The sequence below is a fragment of the Nocardia sp. NPDC050175 genome (assembly GCF_044459885.1).
Classification (GTDB): domain Bacteria; phylum Actinomycetota; class Actinomycetes; order Mycobacteriales; family Mycobacteriaceae; genus Nocardia.
The window spans coordinates 282,669-298,391 of sequence record NZ_JBITJI010000011.1 but is presented as its reverse complement, the minus strand read 5'-3'; the positions used below and the strand labels follow the sequence as shown (position 1 = coordinate 298,391).

General features: G+C 64.3%; 17 protein-coding genes and 1 tRNA gene. 8 read left to right on the top strand and 10 right to left on the bottom strand.

All coding sequences use genetic code 11. The features are described from left to right. Nucleotides 1-9: 9 nt before the first annotated feature. Nucleotides 10-465, bottom strand: coding sequence for a hypothetical protein (locus ACIBK2_RS33055; RefSeq protein ID WP_396972998.1), 456 nt, complete (start codon nucleotides 463-465; stop codon nucleotides 10-12). Between the two features lie 37 nt (nucleotides 466-502). Beyond that, the gene (locus ACIBK2_RS33050; RefSeq protein ID WP_396972996.1) at nucleotides 503-1,924 is read right to left on the bottom strand and encodes a helix-turn-helix domain-containing protein; all 1,422 of its coding nucleotides are present in this window, start codon (nucleotides 1,922-1,924) and stop codon (nucleotides 503-505) included. Nucleotides 1,925-2,086: 162 nt separating this feature from the next. Between ACIBK2_RS33050 and ACIBK2_RS33045 the strand changes: the two genes are divergently transcribed. From ACIBK2_RS33045 to ACIBK2_RS33030, 4 genes are all read left to right on the top strand, one after another. Further along, a complete protein-coding gene (locus ACIBK2_RS33045; protein ID WP_396972994.1) occupies nucleotides 2,087-2,545 on the top strand; it encodes a hypothetical protein in 459 nt (152 codons plus the stop codon). A gap of 6 nt (nucleotides 2,546-2,551) precedes the next feature. Further along, complete coding sequence (locus ACIBK2_RS33040) at nucleotides 2,552-3,031, top strand: DNA-directed RNA polymerase subunit beta (RefSeq protein ID WP_396972992.1); 480 nt, start codon at nucleotides 2,552-2,554, stop codon at nucleotides 3,029-3,031. 320 nt (nucleotides 3,032-3,351) lie between these two features. Further along, nucleotides 3,352-3,645: a hypothetical protein gene (locus tag ACIBK2_RS33035; protein WP_396972990.1), complete on the top strand. Its 294-nt coding sequence runs from the start codon at nucleotides 3,352-3,354 to the stop codon at nucleotides 3,643-3,645. An 11-nt stretch (nucleotides 3,646-3,656) separates the two neighbouring features. Beyond that, the gene (locus tag ACIBK2_RS33030; RefSeq protein WP_396972989.1) at nucleotides 3,657-3,842 is read left to right on the top strand and encodes a hypothetical protein; all 186 of its coding nucleotides are present in this window, start codon (nucleotides 3,657-3,659) and stop codon (nucleotides 3,840-3,842) included. A gap of 351 nt (nucleotides 3,843-4,193) precedes the next feature. Here the strand turns inward: ACIBK2_RS33030 and ACIBK2_RS33025 are convergent. From ACIBK2_RS33025 to ACIBK2_RS33015, 3 genes are all read right to left on the bottom strand, one after another. Continuing rightward, a tRNA-Leu gene (locus ACIBK2_RS33025) sits at nucleotides 4,194-4,278 on the bottom strand. A gap of 484 nt (nucleotides 4,279-4,762) precedes the next feature. Continuing rightward, the gene (locus ACIBK2_RS33020) at nucleotides 4,763-5,179 is read right to left on the bottom strand and encodes a hypothetical protein (RefSeq protein WP_396972987.1); all 417 of its coding nucleotides are present in this window, start codon (nucleotides 5,177-5,179) and stop codon (nucleotides 4,763-4,765) included. 378 nt (nucleotides 5,180-5,557) lie between these two features. Then, complete coding sequence (locus ACIBK2_RS33015) at nucleotides 5,558-8,800, bottom strand: tetratricopeptide repeat protein (protein WP_396972985.1); 3,243 nt, start codon at nucleotides 8,798-8,800, stop codon at nucleotides 5,558-5,560. A gap of 265 nt (nucleotides 8,801-9,065) precedes the next feature. On the opposite strand from ACIBK2_RS33015, the gene ACIBK2_RS33010 reads away from it, so the two are divergent. After that, on the top strand, nucleotides 9,066-9,506 hold the full coding sequence (locus ACIBK2_RS33010; protein WP_396972983.1) for a hypothetical protein: 441 nt from the start codon (nucleotides 9,066-9,068) through the stop codon (nucleotides 9,504-9,506). A 106-nt stretch (nucleotides 9,507-9,612) separates the two neighbouring features. Here the strand turns inward: ACIBK2_RS33010 and ACIBK2_RS33005 are convergent, their stop codons facing one another. After that, complete coding sequence (locus ACIBK2_RS33005) at nucleotides 9,613-9,738, bottom strand: hypothetical protein (protein ID WP_396972981.1); 126 nt, start codon at nucleotides 9,736-9,738, stop codon at nucleotides 9,613-9,615. A 17-nt stretch (nucleotides 9,739-9,755) separates the two neighbouring features. Then, entirely contained in the window at nucleotides 9,756-10,925 is a 1,170-nt protein-coding gene (locus ACIBK2_RS33000) for a methyltransferase (RefSeq protein ID WP_396972979.1), read from the bottom strand. A 371-nt stretch (nucleotides 10,926-11,296) separates the two neighbouring features. Between ACIBK2_RS33000 and ACIBK2_RS32995 the strand changes: the two genes are divergently transcribed. The 3 genes from ACIBK2_RS32995 to ACIBK2_RS32985 are packed head-to-tail and all read left to right on the top strand — an operon-like array spanning nucleotide 11,297 to nucleotide 12,917. Next, nucleotides 11,297-11,623: a MafI family immunity protein gene (locus tag ACIBK2_RS32995; protein ID WP_396972977.1), complete on the top strand. Its 327-nt coding sequence runs from the start codon at nucleotides 11,297-11,299 to the stop codon at nucleotides 11,621-11,623. Nucleotides 11,624-11,636: 13 nt separating this feature from the next. After that, a complete protein-coding gene (locus tag ACIBK2_RS32990; protein ID WP_396972975.1) occupies nucleotides 11,637-12,002 on the top strand; it encodes a hypothetical protein in 366 nt (121 codons plus the stop codon). Nucleotides 12,003-12,044: 42 nt separating this feature from the next. Then, on the top strand, nucleotides 12,045-12,917 hold the full coding sequence (locus ACIBK2_RS32985; RefSeq protein WP_396972973.1) for a glycosyltransferase family 2 protein: 873 nt from the start codon (nucleotides 12,045-12,047) through the stop codon (nucleotides 12,915-12,917). Here the strand turns inward: ACIBK2_RS32985 and ACIBK2_RS32980 are convergent. The 3 genes from ACIBK2_RS32980 to ACIBK2_RS32970 all read right to left on the bottom strand — a co-directional run bounded on the left by ACIBK2_RS32980 (nucleotide 12,914) and on the right by ACIBK2_RS32970 (nucleotide 15,708). After that, nucleotides 12,914-13,231, bottom strand: coding sequence for a hypothetical protein (locus tag ACIBK2_RS32980; RefSeq protein ID WP_396972972.1), 318 nt, complete (start codon nucleotides 13,229-13,231; stop codon nucleotides 12,914-12,916). The two genes, ACIBK2_RS32985 and ACIBK2_RS32980, sit on opposite strands and share 4 nt — an antisense overlap. 86 nt (nucleotides 13,232-13,317) lie before the next feature. Continuing rightward, nucleotides 13,318-14,475, bottom strand: coding sequence for a 4-hydroxybenzoate 3-monooxygenase (locus tag ACIBK2_RS32975; RefSeq protein WP_396972970.1), 1,158 nt, complete (start codon nucleotides 14,473-14,475; stop codon nucleotides 13,318-13,320). Between the two features lie 363 nt (nucleotides 14,476-14,838). Then, nucleotides 14,839-15,708, bottom strand: coding sequence for an NAD(P)-dependent oxidoreductase (locus tag ACIBK2_RS32970; RefSeq protein ID WP_396972968.1), 870 nt, complete (start codon nucleotides 15,706-15,708; stop codon nucleotides 14,839-14,841). Nucleotides 15,709-15,723: the final 15 nt, after the last annotated feature.

The following is a 15,723-nucleotide window of genomic DNA, read 5'->3' as shown; positions in this document are numbered from 1 at the left end:
CGGCTCGCGCTAGCTCCGCGCAGCGCCTTCGGGCCACACAATGTCCACCGGAATACCTCTCGTGTTCGCCAGCTCTATGACTGTGCCCGTCCCACCCTTTTCGCTGGCTCCGCCATCCCACACAGCCATCAGTCGGTCGCACGAGGAGAGCATCGATTCGTTCGCCGCCTCGTACGCCTCCCTACCCGCGTCTTCGAAATCCATAACGTGAACAGTCTCCGCGGCACCGATCAGCCGATCGAACAGCTCCGCATGATCCGCCTTCACCTTCCGCTCGCGATAGTTTCGCGAGGGCAGCACAACCTCGAGCGTGCCTCCGGCATCGAGGACAGCCTGTGCGAATACCGAGTCGGCACCGCGTGCGATGCAGCTGACACCAACCAGCCCGGTGGAATCCTCGCGCTCCGCGATCAACTTGCTGATCACGTCATACACCAGCGGTGCAGTCTCTTCGGTGATGTTCATGTGCCCGGTAACCCCGATGCGCACCACTTAGCTCCTCCTATGCCGTCGCGAGCAACAACGGTTTCATTTGACCGCGCAACTCGGCAACCCGACCGACTTGCGCGAACTGTTCCGTCGCGCGATACACCTTGATCAGCTTCTTCTGCACCCGGTCCGACGCTGTCTTGCCGACCGCTTCAACGGCAGTCTCCCCGATCCGGCATGCCTCCTCCACTTCGCCCTCGATGAGCCGGGCCTCCATCATTCCCAACTGATCCAGCGCGGCACTACGTCGTCGACCAGGACGGCGCAGCTGGATGGCGTGGTCGATCTGCTCGGCCGCCGCAGCCGCGAACGCGGGTTCTCTGCGCGCCATTTCCAACAGCCGCCCGCCGAGGGTGCCCGCCAGCTCTGCGGCATCGAAGTAATTGATCCAGTACGGATCGGCGCTCGGGTCCGACTCATTGAGGGCTTCGTGGGCTCGATCGCCGGCTCGGTGAAACGCGGTGGGCCGTCCCAGTTTCCCGAATGCCCACGCTTCCCGTGTGTGGAGCATCGCACGTGTCGTCGCTGTGATGCGCTGGCCGAATTGGTCTTGTGCGAGCCGGATCAATTCGAGCGCGTCCATGGCTCGCTCGCGCTCCACGCTCTCGCGCCCGGCCGCTAGCCCGTAGTGATCGAGTGAGAGAAGCTGGCGAGCCATGCCGGCGATGGCGTTCGCACACAACGCCGGATCGTCGGCTTCCTTCGCCGCGCGAACAGCCATGGCGTAGTACTGCTGTGCCTTGCTCTGGCGGCCAGAGTCCCACGACATTGTCGCTGCGGTCTCCGCGAGCAGCGCCTTTGTTCTGGTCAGACGCCGTTTGATCTCGGGTGGGTGGGAATCCCGCAGCATCTCGTTGACCTCGCTGAGCTGACCGATCACGGCCTTGCGGCGTAGACCGCCGCCGAACTGGTCATCCCATTCGCGGAAGATTCGGGCCGAGTTCTCCAACTCGACTGCCTCTTGGAAGCCGACCCCGACGGCCGTGACTCTGGGTGGCGTCACCTCCACAGACGACAGCAACCATCGTTCCAGAGGTTCGAGAAGGTGCGTGCCTACAACTACACCGAGCAGGGCTCGGCCGACTTGGCGTCGATCCAAGGTGAGGTCCTCTCTAATCAGGCTGTCAGCGACCGCCGTCGAATCCGCCGTCCAAATACCTGGAACCCACAGGGCAGCAACGGGTTCGGGCGGCTCGTCCGCGAGTTGGCTTTCAACTGCGGCGCCGAACCGGGCACGTTGTTCAGCTGTCGCGCGGGCAAGCATCGTGTCCAGGATGGCGGCGCACTTGGCGCCCAGCACGATGGCGCCGCCACGGTGCTTCCATTTCGTCACCGTGCTCTTGGCGATTCCGGCACGGCTGGCGAACCGTTTCTGAGTGAGCCCCAGCGCTTCTCGCAAGGCTGTGGCTTCGGTACCGGTCCATTTGACCTGCATACCCAACATTCGCTCCCTGTAGTGGCCTGGGATACCACGAGTAGACCAGAGTAGACCGCCGGTTAGACCAGCGTAGACCGAAAACCCCTTCCGACGTGCGCAAACAGGCGCGATGGTTGTACCGGCCCCGACGCCGGGTAGAGGGAATTCCCCCTTTGGCACATGGCCGACTTGCATTGTGAGCCGCCGGTCGGTGTGCACGCCTCCTCGGCGCCGGGTGCTTTCCAACCGACGAGCGAGCAGGAGGCGCAAGCGATGGGTTCGGACGACGAACTGCGTTCACCGCTGGGGGTGACACCGCAGCAGCACTACTACGCACGGCGGTACTTCCTCGAGCATCACGGCACACCCGAGGAGGCCGCCGAGTTCTCGGCCGGTGGCCCACCGCCGCCGAGGCCGGCGGACGGGGTAACCGGCAAGATCCTGTACTACGAGGCGAACCTGCCCACGGTTGAGGAGTTCGCCGGACTGCTCGCGGAAATGGAAAACGGCGGCTGGATCACCACCGAAGTTCGGGAGAAGGTCGCGGAACTGCCACGCGCAGATGGCGTCGCAGAGCTGAAAGCTCGCATGGTCGAACGGGATTCCGGCGAACGACAACAAGCGGCCGGGACGGAGTGATCCGACATGGCGAACACCGAGCTGCTGCCTGACCGGCGTGCTGCTGTTCTGGAGTCGCAGCGCGAGTTCTACATAGTCACGTGCGGTTTGCCTGCCCGCGTGCGGCCCGAGTTCGCACGGATCGAATTCACGGTCGGGAGCGTCGGCGCGATCACGATGCCCGCGCAACTCGCCGCATTGGTCAAGGCGCACATCCTGACGGAGCGCAACGGCCGTATCGGGCCGATCGTCTCGCACCCACGCTCGAAAAGATGGACATTCTTGGTCTGTCCGGACATCCCCGGAGACATCGCGCTGTTCGCAGAGTTGTTCCGCCACAACGTATCTGTCGTTCCCATCGGCGGTGAGGTCGCCTTGCCTTCACCACAATTCGATTCGATGCTGAGATACCGCGAGTGGGTGCACAAGCCTAGCGACGGATACCGACCGGCAGGCACTGACGTAGTGAACGCGATCCGTTGCTGTGTGTCGCCGATGAGGCAGTGAGCACCAAGTGGCAAGCAAAGTGCGCGCAGCAGATGAGCACGACCACTCCGACCCACGAGGCGCGCCCCGGAGCGTGAAGTCGCCGGGCCTGTCGAGGCCCAAACAGGGTACTGGGCGCACGAAAGGCGCTCAGACAGAAAAGAGGTGGGGGAACCACCATGCTATCTCGTTGTAACGCAATCATTTTCGCTGGACTACTCGGCTCCGCCCTACTCGCCAACACACCGGCCGAGGCCATGTCCACTGCATACCTCGAGTTCGTCTCCGCCAAGTCTTGTGGGTTTGAATTCACCTACAGTCGGCCATCGGTCTACCCGCCGATGATCACAGGTAACGGCGTCGCCCAGTGCGACGCGCGACCCGACGAGCACATCTTGACTCTGGCGCTGGAATACCAGCAGGGCGGTAGGTGGGAGACTGCCACCTACATCACCGATTCGGTGATCCCGCCAGGGCCGCCGAATTCCAGGTCGTACGAGGTGCGCGCAGCCTGTTACGCAGGAACCTGGCGTGTCAGTATGAGCGTGACCGGCCGCCTGCAAGGCCACCCGTTCGTGTTCAGCGACCACTCGGCGACGCGTGACGTGCCGACCAGCCAATGCCCGAGCCGATGAAAGGACTCCCGATGCCAGACCCTATCGACGTAAGCAAGTCTCGGGAACTGCGAGACAAGATCCAGCCGATCTACGAGGAAACAGTCGCCCTACTCGGCGCCGAGCACCCGGCGGCAGTGTCACTACAACAGGCAGCAACCGAACTCGCCGCCGCCGCGCCCATCCTCCGACGTTATGGCGACTATGACCCGAGCTGAAATGCCAAGAGCGCCCCTACCTGGTCCTCACCAACGCCTGGAGCGAGCTTGGAGTCTCAGACGAAGTCGTTCGCCGACTTGGGTGCGAGCCCCTCGACGCCGGGTTCCTCGAGATCGTCGAGTCCATCGGCCTGTTCCTCGATAGGTTTGTCGGCCACTGGCTCAGTCCTTCGAGCTGGATGCCAGTTGAGATCGACGGTTCACTCGCGCCCCCTGAGCCCATTTATTCACATTAAGGCCCTCAGACCACATCACTTGGTGGTGACCGTCCGCCTCGTGGGGGTTCAAATCACCTACCGATACAAGAAAAGCCGAAATCCCTTGCGTTGCAAGGGATTTCGGCTCGTACTGTGTCCGGAGGGGGACTTGAACCCCCACGCCCGTTAAAGGGCACTAGCACCTCAAGCTAGCGCGTCTGCCATTCCGCCACCCGGACCGGTGGTGCTCAGCAAGATTATAGGATCTCGCGGCGTGGACCAAATCGCGGGTTGACCACGTGTTTTGTGGAGGGTTCGGTCGGCGGGGGCTGTGTGGAGGCGCCCCCGGGAAAGGCCTGCCGCCGTTTCTGGAATCGCTACCGGCCGCCGTGGAGCTGCTCACGCTACAAGCGGTTGGCGTCGATCTGCACCCACCATCGCAGCGCATTGCGGTTCTATTGCGACTACCGGGCGCTCGCCGTGGTTGGTGTTCGTGCCGGTGTCTGGGCCTGTTCATGCTCCACCGCCTGGCTTGACGTGCTCGACCGCTTCCGCGATAAAGGAGACGTTGTGAACGCGAATCCCGAACACGCTGTGCGGCAGAAGTATCGTCGTGAAGGCAAGGGGCGGACACCGCCGGAGATCATCGAGGTACTGCGGGGACGCGGTTCAGGGGCTTTGGCGGAGGGGGTTGTTGACAAGCCTTCCCGTTTCGTCGACTTCTTAGCGTGTTTCGGTGAGGCGGGGGTCGCGGGCGCAGAGGAGATCGGCCGCTTGCTCGGACAGGATGAGTCCACCTTTGCGGCCGTGGGGTATGGCGAAGTCGTCGCGTCCTGGTTTGCCGTTGATGAGGATGCCGTAGAACTCGGGGATCTGGATGGTGTCGGGGTCCTGTGCATGGGGGGTGGGCACTCCGGTGCCTGGAACCAGTCGGAAACCGGTCATCGCACTGGCCGCCAGAGCTGCGGCCAATGGTGTAGTTGCCGCGTATACCCCGGATTGCGAGGTGAAGAATTCGCTGCGTACCGGAGAGGCGAATTCTAGGTAGGTGGAGGTGGTTTCTGGCGGGTCCGACGCATCGTTCAGCGTGAATTGTCCCAGGTCGGCGGGAACTTCCGGATGTAGTTTGAAGTACTTCATTCGTTTCGTTCCTTGCCCGTGGTCTCCGTGTTTGTCACGTCGGCCGCCGCGATCTCCGATCCTAGGGCGTCGGCATGTACTTCGGCTGCGACCGGAATCGGGATGGGGATCCGTGGTCGGCCTGGCCCAGGTACGGGATATGGAAAGGGAGGGTCACCGGGCTCGCGTCGCAGGGGCGATGGCAGGTGTGGCCACGGGAAACGCCACAATTCTCCGGTGTGTCCGCGTCGAACATGCCATGTGTTCACCGCCTCAGCGGCGACACACAGCAGAAGATTGCATCCAAAAGAGCGCCCCGCCCCCCTTCCGCACCGGCGGTGCTGGGCTACCCGCGCGGGCGCTTATCCTGATGCGGCCCAAGCGAACTCGGCGCCGAGGTCAACGGATCTGCCCGCTGCGCCATAGCGCAAGGTTGTAACCGGTGGCATAGGTGTCGGGATGATCGGGGCCGAGCACCCGCAGGCGGTCGGCCAGGAGGCGTTCGAATTCCCGGATCGTGTAGCCGACATCACCGCTTTCGCCGCGCCAGCGCGCCAGATTGTGGCGGGCGCCAAGGGTATTCGGATGATCTGGGCCCATGACCCGCAGACAATCACTCAGGAGCCGTTCGAACTCGGCGATCGCACCCGCGACGTCACCGCTTTCACCCCGAAACTCGCCGAGATTGTTGCGGGCCGTGAGCATGGCCGGATGATCGGGACCGAGCACTTTGGTGGCGACTGTCCGCGACCGCTCGTATTCGATGACCGCTCCGCTGAAATCACCGCTTTCACCCCGCCACCGGGCCAGATTGTGGCGGGTACCGAGGGTATCGGGATGTTCGGGGCCGAGTATCCGCAAGCGGTCCACAAGCAACCGCTCGAACTCGGCGATCGCAGTCGACGTATCGCCGCTCTCCCCCCGCCGATCCGCCAGGTTGTCGCGGGTGTCGAGGGTGCTGGGGTGGTCGGGGCCGAGTATCCGTAAGCGGTCCACCAGCAGCCGCTCGAACTCGGCGATCGCAGTCGACGTGTCACCGAGTTCCCCCCGCCAGTGGGCAAGCTCGTGGCGAGTGCTCAAGGTGTATGGGTGGTCTTGTCCGAGCTCGTGCAGGCGATGGCTGAGTAGCTGTTCGAATTCGGTGATGGCACCGGCGATATCACCGCTCTCACCACGCCAGCGCGCGAGGTTGTGGCGTGCGCCGAGGATCTCTGAATGATCGGGGCGCAGCATGCTCCGGCAGTCGGTGAGTAGTCGCTCGAATTCGGTGATGGCACCGGCGATATCACCGCTCTCACCACGCCAGCGCGCAAGATTACGACGGGTATCGAGAGTGTCCGGGTGATCGGGGCCCAAGATGTTCCGGCAGTCGGTGAGTAGTTGCTCGAATTCGGTGATCGCACCGGCGATATCACCGCTCTCACCACGCCAGCGCGCGAGGCTACGGCGCGCTGCGAGGGTGCCAGGATGGTTGGAGCCGTGTACTCGCGAATGATCGGTCAATACCCGTTCGAATTCGGTGATGGCAGCGGAAATGTCACCGCATTCGCCACGCCAGCGCGCGACCTGCTGCCGAGCGGTGATCGCATCGGGGTGTTCTTCCCCGACGGTAGCGTCGAACAGCGGCATCCAGGATTCCCACCGGTCACGATTGTCCGCGGCGTTGACCGTATCCAAGTGTTCGAGGTAGTCGAGAGCGGCAGCCGAATCGCCGGTTTCGAGATAGTGACGAACAGCGGAGCCGCGAGCGTATCGTGCGATCGAATCGGTATCCACGGATTCGATGACCGCGAGGATCGCGCGATGTGTCTCGCGCACACCGATGTCGAATCGTGCGAGTTCTCGCTGGATCGGCAGTGCGAAGTCGGTGTGCGCCAGGCCGAGGGTTTCCGCGTGTGTTCCAGGATTTCCACGGCTGATCAACACGCCGAGGTTTGCGATGAGATCGCGGATCTGGGCTCTCGGTGCCACGATCCCCAGCACTGAGATGGCGCGGTCGAGCAATTCCAGCGGCAGCGCGGGACCCGATCCTGCGGCTGCGAGGATTCCCAGCACAGCAGCGATCGGTCTGGCCGCCTGGGGCGCGGACGCGGCGCCTGCAGCCTGAATTCGTCGCTGCACCAGCGCATCGAGATCGATCTCGGTGCCGCCGGCGCGGTTGATGAAATCAGGGATCTCGACCATCAGCCGGGCCAGCAGCCATCCCCCGGCACTGGTCTCGCTGCGTAATGAGGCCAGCAAGCTACGCCACGTCGGCTCGCTGTCGTGATCCCGAGCGGCGCGGTGCGCATTGTGCACAACGGTGATGATGTCGCTGTCGGTGGGAGCGGGCAGTCGCATCACATAGGGGCGCGAGGTTCGCAGGATGTTTTCGATACCGGTATTTTCCCGAAGACTGACAATAACGCGGACGTGGGCGAGACGATCGCGCTGGGTCAGGCCGGCGATCGCGGTGACCACCTGATCGCGAGTTCCGGTGTCGGGCTGATCCAGTCCGTCGACGATGATGGTGATCTGCCCGAATCGAGATCGCACCAACTCCAGGGGCAACAGTACGGCAAGCTCGACCGCGTCGGGCGATATATCAGAACGCTCGGGATAGCGCGCCGCGACTTCGGCCATGGCGTCCTTATATCCGGCGAGCCGCCGCAGCAATTGAATGGTCAGCTCCGCGATAAAGGATTCGGTAGTGCTTGACACACTGAGGAAGACGGCGGCGTTGACGTAATGGGACGTGAAAGGCGCCTCCGCCAGCAAGCTGGGGCGGATCAGCAACGACATCAGCGTGGATTTGCCGCATCCGGGCGGCCCCACCACCATCCGCAGGCGGCGCGCATGTGCGGCGAAAACATCGGCTGCCAGATCGCGCACAGTGGCGCCGATCGCCGGCCCGCGCGTCAGCAGATCGACGAAACCGGCCGATGGACGGCCGAAGACGGCATCGTCGGCTCGCGATATATTCGGTACCAACCATAGGCCGGGATCCCCACCGACCGCCGAACTGAGCTGCCGCGGAACCTGATACGTGCACGCGGAGGCGATCTCCGGTCGTAGATCTCCCGGTAGCAGATAGGCACCCTGCTGCGGCATACCCCGGTCGAATATCGCCAACATCGTCCGGGTGAAACAGCCGTTGTACGCGTCGCCGTCGTTGGCAGCGGCCAGCACCTCGATACGCCCGGCAGTCGGATCGATCACTTCGATCCATCGGTGCGCATCCTCGACCCCCGCGCCGGCTTCGCAGGCATCGACCAGCACGATCAGCCCATCCAATCGGGCGGGGATCAGATTCTCGATGATGTTCTGGCCGAGATTGAGCGCGGTGTCGGAGTTCAACCGGCTCGGGTCGGAATCCTTGGCCAGCAGAAAGAACAGGCTTCGCTGTGCCGCGACACCGTGGCCGAGAAAACTGATCAACAGCGTGGCCTGCCGCTCCGACGCCACCGAACACGCTTGCGCCACAGCGGCTTTCAACTCCTCGACGGTCGGATCCAGCAATGGGCCCTCCACATCGATGGCCGATTGCCAGCCACCCAACCGGCTGAGCCGCTCGTACAGCCCGCCGGTGAGCTCAGCTACGAACCCCAGTTCGCCGAGTGCGTCGCATTCCGAGCCGACCACAAGCGCCAGCCGCCCACCCATGCTGCGAAAGTACGCGCACCAGCGCGCATCTGAACCGAGAATCGCGAGACACGACACCGCACGACAGAGAGTCGCCGCGGCCGTTTCTTGCCGCCGGTGGTCCACCACAGCCCGGGCCGCAAGCCGGGGTACCAGCCATTGCGCCAGCTCTCGGTGGGCTGGATGCTGCTGGTAGGCGGCCGGTTCCGCTTCTGTGCTGGGTGATCACGCACAGGTCATAGGAGCCCGGTGTCCAGTTCGTCGAGGGAATGCTCAGAGAGAGTGTTTGCGGCAATGCGCCGTCGAGTGCGGCGAGCAGCATGAGTCGTCCTACTCCCACGGATTCGCCACCCGCTGGTCCGCCGAGCGCGTGCTGCCGGACGAGTTCCGCACCGATCGGACGCTATTCACCGGCGAGCACGTGTTTCCGTGGGTCTTCGACGACGTCCACGGTCTGCGGCCGATGAAGCAGACCGCCGAGCTGCTCGCCGCACACGAATGGCCGCGACTGTATGACGCCGACGTGCTGCGTAAGTGCACGGTCCCGGCGGCGGCCGCGATCTACGCCAACGACATGTACGTCGAGCGAGCGTTTTCCGAGGAGACCGCACGGTTGATCCCGACGTTGCGGCCGTGGATCACCAACGAGTACGAGCACAAAGGCTTGCGCGCGTCGGGCGATCACGTGCTCGGGCGGTTGATCGACCTCGTCCGCGGCCGGATCTAGCGCGCGTCGGGACCGCCCAGCTCGGTTTTCACCCACCCGGGCGCCATCAGCAGCAGAGTGCGCGGGTCGTCGGCGTGCCGGGCGGCGAAACTGCGCATCGCCTGGGTCAACTCGGATTGCTCGACAGATAGACCTCGACGCCGCTGTGTTCGTCGTCGGCGATGCTGCCCTGGCCTGAGGAGAACTCTTCGGCCAGGGCATATCCCAGCCCGCGGAACGCGCCGATGATCAACGCGGTCTAATCTGCTGTCATAGCCTGGTCGCTTCCAGGATAACGATGGGACTCGAGGTGGGGACGACGCGGTCGAGGTCGAACCCGTTGTTGTTCAGCAGTATTCGGTACTCGTTCGCGGTGCGTTCCTTGCCGCCGAGCAGGCTCAGCATCACGAGGTCCATACCCTTCGACGGGTGCGGAGCGTCGGTGGGGGGCACGACCAGCTCGGCAACGAGCAGTCGCGCGCCCGCCGCGGCCGATGCGGCGACAGTCCGCAGGATTTTCGCAGCGTCGGCGTCGTTCCAATCGTGGAGAATCCAGCTCAGCAGGTAGATGTCCGCGTGCGGCACGTCATCGAAGAAGTTTCCGGCGACCACCTCGACGCGCTCGGCCATGCCGGCGGCGGCGAGCGTCGCGTGCGCGGCTTCGACGACGCCCGGCAGGTCGAAGACGACGCCTCGCCGGTCGCGGTGACCGTCCTGGCGAAGCAACTCCACGAGCACGGTGCCGTCGCCACCGCCGAGGTCGGCGATCGTGTCGCCGGCCGGCAGCCGGTAGCCGTCGAACATGCCGGCCCGCATCGTGTTGGCGAAGACCGTCATCGCCCGCCCGAAAAGCTCGGCGAGCTCTGGATTGGTGGCGATGTAATCGAAATATGTTGTGCCGAAATACTTTCGTGCGGCGGGCTCCCCCGTCCGCAGGGTGTGTGCGAGTTCGCCGACCGCCCGATAGTGCAGGTGCATGCTGCCAACGGCGATGCCGTACAACGACTGGGGATGCTTCTCGGACAAGGTGGCCCCGAGCGGGGTGACAGCCACCTTGTCGTCCGCTGCCCGGAACACCCCGTGTGGCGTGACGATGCGGATCAGCCGAGCCAGCGCGTCGGCATCGGACCCGGTCCGTTCGGCCAGGACCGCCACCGTCTGCGGTCCCTCCTCGTCCAGAATCGTCGCGACGCCGGCTTCCGCGAGCACGAACAACGCCTGAGACAGTAGGAATCCATCCAACATTCGCGACATCACCACGGTCGGCGGCGGTTGCTCATTGTCGTGGGTCACGGTCGCAACACCTTTCGGGTTTCGGTCGATAGGCCGGCCCTGCCGATCACGCGTAGACATACGGTCTCCGTCCGATCTGCCTGCCACCGTGCGGACGGCGATCTGCTCGTCGGTCAGGCGTAGCGCGGCCGCTACGACGTCGGTCATGATCGAATTCTCGAGCATCGCACCACGGATACGCTGCCCAGTTATCGGCCACAGATGTTCAACATCAGGCCACCACATGCTCGGTCGCGGGCCGCTTGCCCGGGCCGCGTCGAGGCCACGGTTCGGTGTCTCCGCGACAGCCGAGAGTCGGCCAGCAGTGATCGCTGCTGACAAGCTGGCCATGGCTGCGGTCTCTATCAACGACGTCTGATGGGTCCGCATATATTGTGAACCCCCGCGTTTTGCGACCGAGGATCTGCGTGAGCGAATCTTCCGGTTGGCGCCAGGACTACGCGCCTCCATCTGGCCAACGCCCGCCGGGGCAGCATGTCGGAACATTGACCGAGGGCTGCCTCGGCGACACTGACACCATGACTGACGATCAAGCGGCGTTGCGGGCCAGTTGGGATCGGACGGCCGGCTACCTCGACGCCGCCCAGACTCTGCTGTCGGATTTGCCGAACGTCGACCTGTCACCAACGCGCGAATTCCTCGAGCACAACGAACTCGGTCTTGCCTTCGACTATCTGGTCTACCTCGGTCACGACCTGGACGTGCCCCAGTCCTACTGGCAGCACCTCGACCATGCGGCTCATGAAATGCGGCTGTACAGCCCCGAGGCGGACAAGGATCACAGAGCTTCTGCTGAGATCTGCCGACTTCATCTCGAACCCGAATCCGGGATCGAGTCGCTCTGAAAGGGGTCCGTACATGATCGAGCATCCCGAGGCGCGAAGCGCTGTCATCGACTTAGTGGAGAACTTGGCCGACCCCGACTTTCAACAGCGCGTCTGGGTGGAACGTCGAGGTGATCCAGATCTGATCGAGAATTTGGACCAAGCGGTGGGGGACCTGTTCGATCTGTACCTTGACGACAAGAACATAGAGCGGTACATCGGCACGGTGCTCAGGAACAGTAGCGAAACCGAAGGGATAGCCGAATTGGCTGGCGTACTACTTCCTCTCTACTCCTCGCTCCCGCCCGGCACCAGCGATGCTGCAGTTATCGCGATGCCTGAGTGGAGCACCGTCGTGGAGACCGCTCGAGCAGCATTGCGAACCTTCTCCGAGGAGTAGGGAACGAGCAGGCGGTGTCCGACACCTGATAGGTTCGCGCGCATGTCTCGCCGTGACGACAAGACCGTTGGCCTCATCCTGGTGACGTACCAAAGTGCTGAAGATCTGCCGCCCTTCTTGGAATCGCTACCGGCCGCAGTAGAGCCGCTCGCGCTAGAAGTGATCGGCGTCGACAATGTTTCCGCTGATCGGAGCGTCGAGCTCGTGGCGGAATTCGGCGGCACGGTGATCCGCAACAGCGAGAACGTGGGGCTTGCTGCCGCGATCAACCAGGGAGCAGCAGCGACCAACGCGGAATGGATCTTGATCGCCAACCCCGATACGAGGCTCGCGCCCGGGTCGATCGCCGCACTGGTCGAGACAGCGATGACCGACGACCGTATCGGAATGATCGGGCCGCAGGTGGCTCGGCTCGACGGAACGCCGTACCCGACCGGACGCCGATTCCCCTCGCTGGCAGTCGGAATCGTGCACGCCCTGCTCGGCGGAGTATGGCCAGGGAATCCCGCGACCCGCAGGTACTTCGGTGCGCCTGTCACCACAGCCAGTGATGTCGACTGGATCTCTGGCTGCTGTATGTTGTTCCGCCGCAGCGCATTCGACGCCATCGGCGGATTCGACACCCGATACTTCCTGTACTTCGAGGAGACCAAAGCCGCACTGGACATGCACCGCGCCGGCTGGCGAGTAGTCCTCGACCCGAGCGTCGAGATCCGCCACCGCGAAGGCGGCAGCATGCGCTCAGCACCGTTCCGCAAGATCCGCAGCCACCACCGCAGTGCTTTGCGGTTCTACTGCGACTACCACCGGCGCTCGCCATGGTTGGTATTCGCGCCGGTGGTAGCAGTCGGGCTGGTAGTGCGTGGCGCGATATCGGCACTACACACCGCCATCACACAACGCACCACCGCCTAGCCGAGCGTCGACGACGTCAGCGCGTGGCGCGCAAGAGCGCGAAATCCATAGCCAGCGGCTGGGTTTCGCGGAGCTGAAGCCCTGCGCTGCCGGGCAGCCAGCCGCCCCCGCACCACCGTGCTGGGTGTGGCCGGCCCGGCTAGGAGTCCACGTTCGGCGAGGACCTCCGATAGTTCGGTGAGATCACGCGGGCTCAGCAATAGTGCGGCATGCGACAACCGGCAGCGGGCGGCGATCGCATCGCGTTCGCCGACGGTCAGCTCGGGCAGCATCGCCATCAGCGTGCTCTCGGTGTCGTTGCGGCGCAGGAACATTAGGACCGTATCCAGTTGCTCTAGATCTGCCGGACGGGGTGGTGGAGACGGTCACTGCACGGGTCACGCGCCCTCCTGAGGGGATTTCAGATGCCGACGTAGTTATCGGCGAAAACATCTTGATGGGCCCGCGAGAGGGCCAGATCGCGCAGTCGCGCCTGTTGCCGCTCGCTCCGGTAGGCGCGTTCACGTTCGTCGCCGACCGGCGGATGTAGCAGATCTATCATCCAGCGCGAGAATTCCTGGGCACGCTCGATGCGCGGCCGATACTCCGCTGAATACTGTTGCAGCGCAGTCTCATCAGCGTTCCGCATCGCGTCGACGAGGCCGCCGGCGAGCAGCTGCGCGCCGAAGATGGCCAGGTTGGCCCCCTTCGCCGCGGACGGGCTGATCGAGGTGGCGGCATCCCCGACCAGGAACAACCGGCCGGCTTGGAGCGTGTCCAGAATCTGCGAGCGCAGCCGTACCAGCGTGCGTTCGATGATCGGTCCGGTGACCAATGCCGGGCTACCGGGCGCGGCCAACCGCCGCCGCAGCTCGGCCCAAATCTGTTGCTCGCTAAAGTGTTCCGGGTCCGTGGCCGGATCGCATTGCAGGTAGTACCGAGTCACTTCGGCGGTGCGCGGCATGTGCCCGGCGAACCCCGCGTCGTGCACGCCGTAGATGACCGAATCACCGGCGGGCGGCGCCTGTGCCAGCAGCGCGAGCCAAGTGATGCCGTGGTCGCGGGACGCGGTTCTGGCCGGCACCGCGGTCCGTGCCACTCCGCGCGCGCCGTCGCATCCGGCCAGATAGCGGGCGGCGAACCGGAGTTCGCGACCGGTCTCGTCGCGCGCCACGACGGTGGGCCTGTCGGTGTGGATGTCGTCGATCCGCTCGACCGTGGTGTCGAATCGCAGCGTGCCGCCTCGGCGCAGGTATTCCTCGATCAGATCGGTGACCAGATCCTGCTGGGGGTAGACGGTGTGCACCCTGCCGCTGCCGAGCTCGCTGTAGCGCAGGTCGATACTGCCTGCGGGAGTACGGAATTCGCAACGATCGTGAGTGTGACCGTGGGCGTCGAGCCCGGCGGCGAGGCCGTGCTCACGCAGGATCGCGACACTATCGGGAGCGAGGAACCCGGCCCTGGCCCGATGCTGCACCTGCTCGCGGCTGCGCCGCTCCAGCACCATCGACTCCACCCCCGCGGCCTGCAGGATGTTGGCCAGCACCAGACCCGCCGGGCCGGCGCCAAGGATGAGCACTGTGGAAGTTTGGTGGTTCGCACTATCGAGCACGTGCAGAATCTAGATCACCGCAACGCGATAACGGATGCAATCGCCCGAATGCGAGTTAGCGTGTCAATTGCTAGACGGGAGATTCAACGGTCGGCGCGAAGCCGAGGACTGTTCCATCGAGGCGGATCCGGACGATCCGGACCATCCACGCGCGTCTCCGCCCAGCAACGCACGTAAGCGCACGCTGACCATCGACGAAAACCGTGGGCACCAGCCAGTTTCCGATGCCCCGATGACACCGACCGCCGGTTGCCACGGGTTTTGTGGAGTTAATTCGATGGGCAACGTTGCGGGCGGGCTCCCGAGGATGCGAGTCGGGAGCCCTGTCCGTCACACCAACTCTTCGATGGTTCTAGCAAACTCCTGGGAACCATGACCGTCGGCCACTTGGCGGTCGATGAGGTTCTTGATGGGAGCGACGAAATCGACGGTGACGCCCGCGTCGCGAGTTGCTCGATTGATGGCGTCGAGGGCAGCCTTGTGGAAGGCGAGGGATTGGATGGGCTTGGTGTAGTCGCCACCATCGATGATCCGCCCGTAGGCGGGGAGCATCTGGGCCATGGCGGTCACCCACGGCACGGCCCGCTCGGCGAAGGCGCTGGCCGAGACGCCTACCGAACGCATCATGGCCGCGCCGTGCATGAAGCCGGTGAACATGGTGTACATGTTGGCGAGTAGCGCGAAGTCGTAGGCCGAGGCCAGTCCGGCGTTGTCGCCGAAATATTCTGCGGCAGCAAGCAATTCGAGGGCCTCACGGTGCTCGTCATAGACCTGCCGAGCGCCGCTGTACAGGATGGACGCACCGGGCCGCCCGATCATCGGCGGGACGGCCATGATGCCGCCGTCGAGGTAGTCGATGCCGTGCCGGGCCGCCCAGGTGGCGAGTTCGCGGGCCTCGTCGGGGGCGGTACTCGTCAGGTTGACGACCTGCCTGCCGGACAGTTCGCCGACGACCGGGTCGAGAACGGTGTGCACGGAGGTGTGGTCGAACAGGACGACGATGATCGGTCCGCCTGCCTGGACCGCGTCGACGACCGACAAAGCGCCGACGGCCCCGGCGGCGACGAGATCGGTGTCCTTGCCTGGGGTGCGATTCCACACCGTCGTCGGGTGGCCGCCCTTCAACAGGGTCGCGGCCAGCGCCTGGCCCATCGCTCCGAGGCCGAGGATGGTCACGGGGGTATTCGTGGTTTCCGCCATTGCGGGGTCAACTCC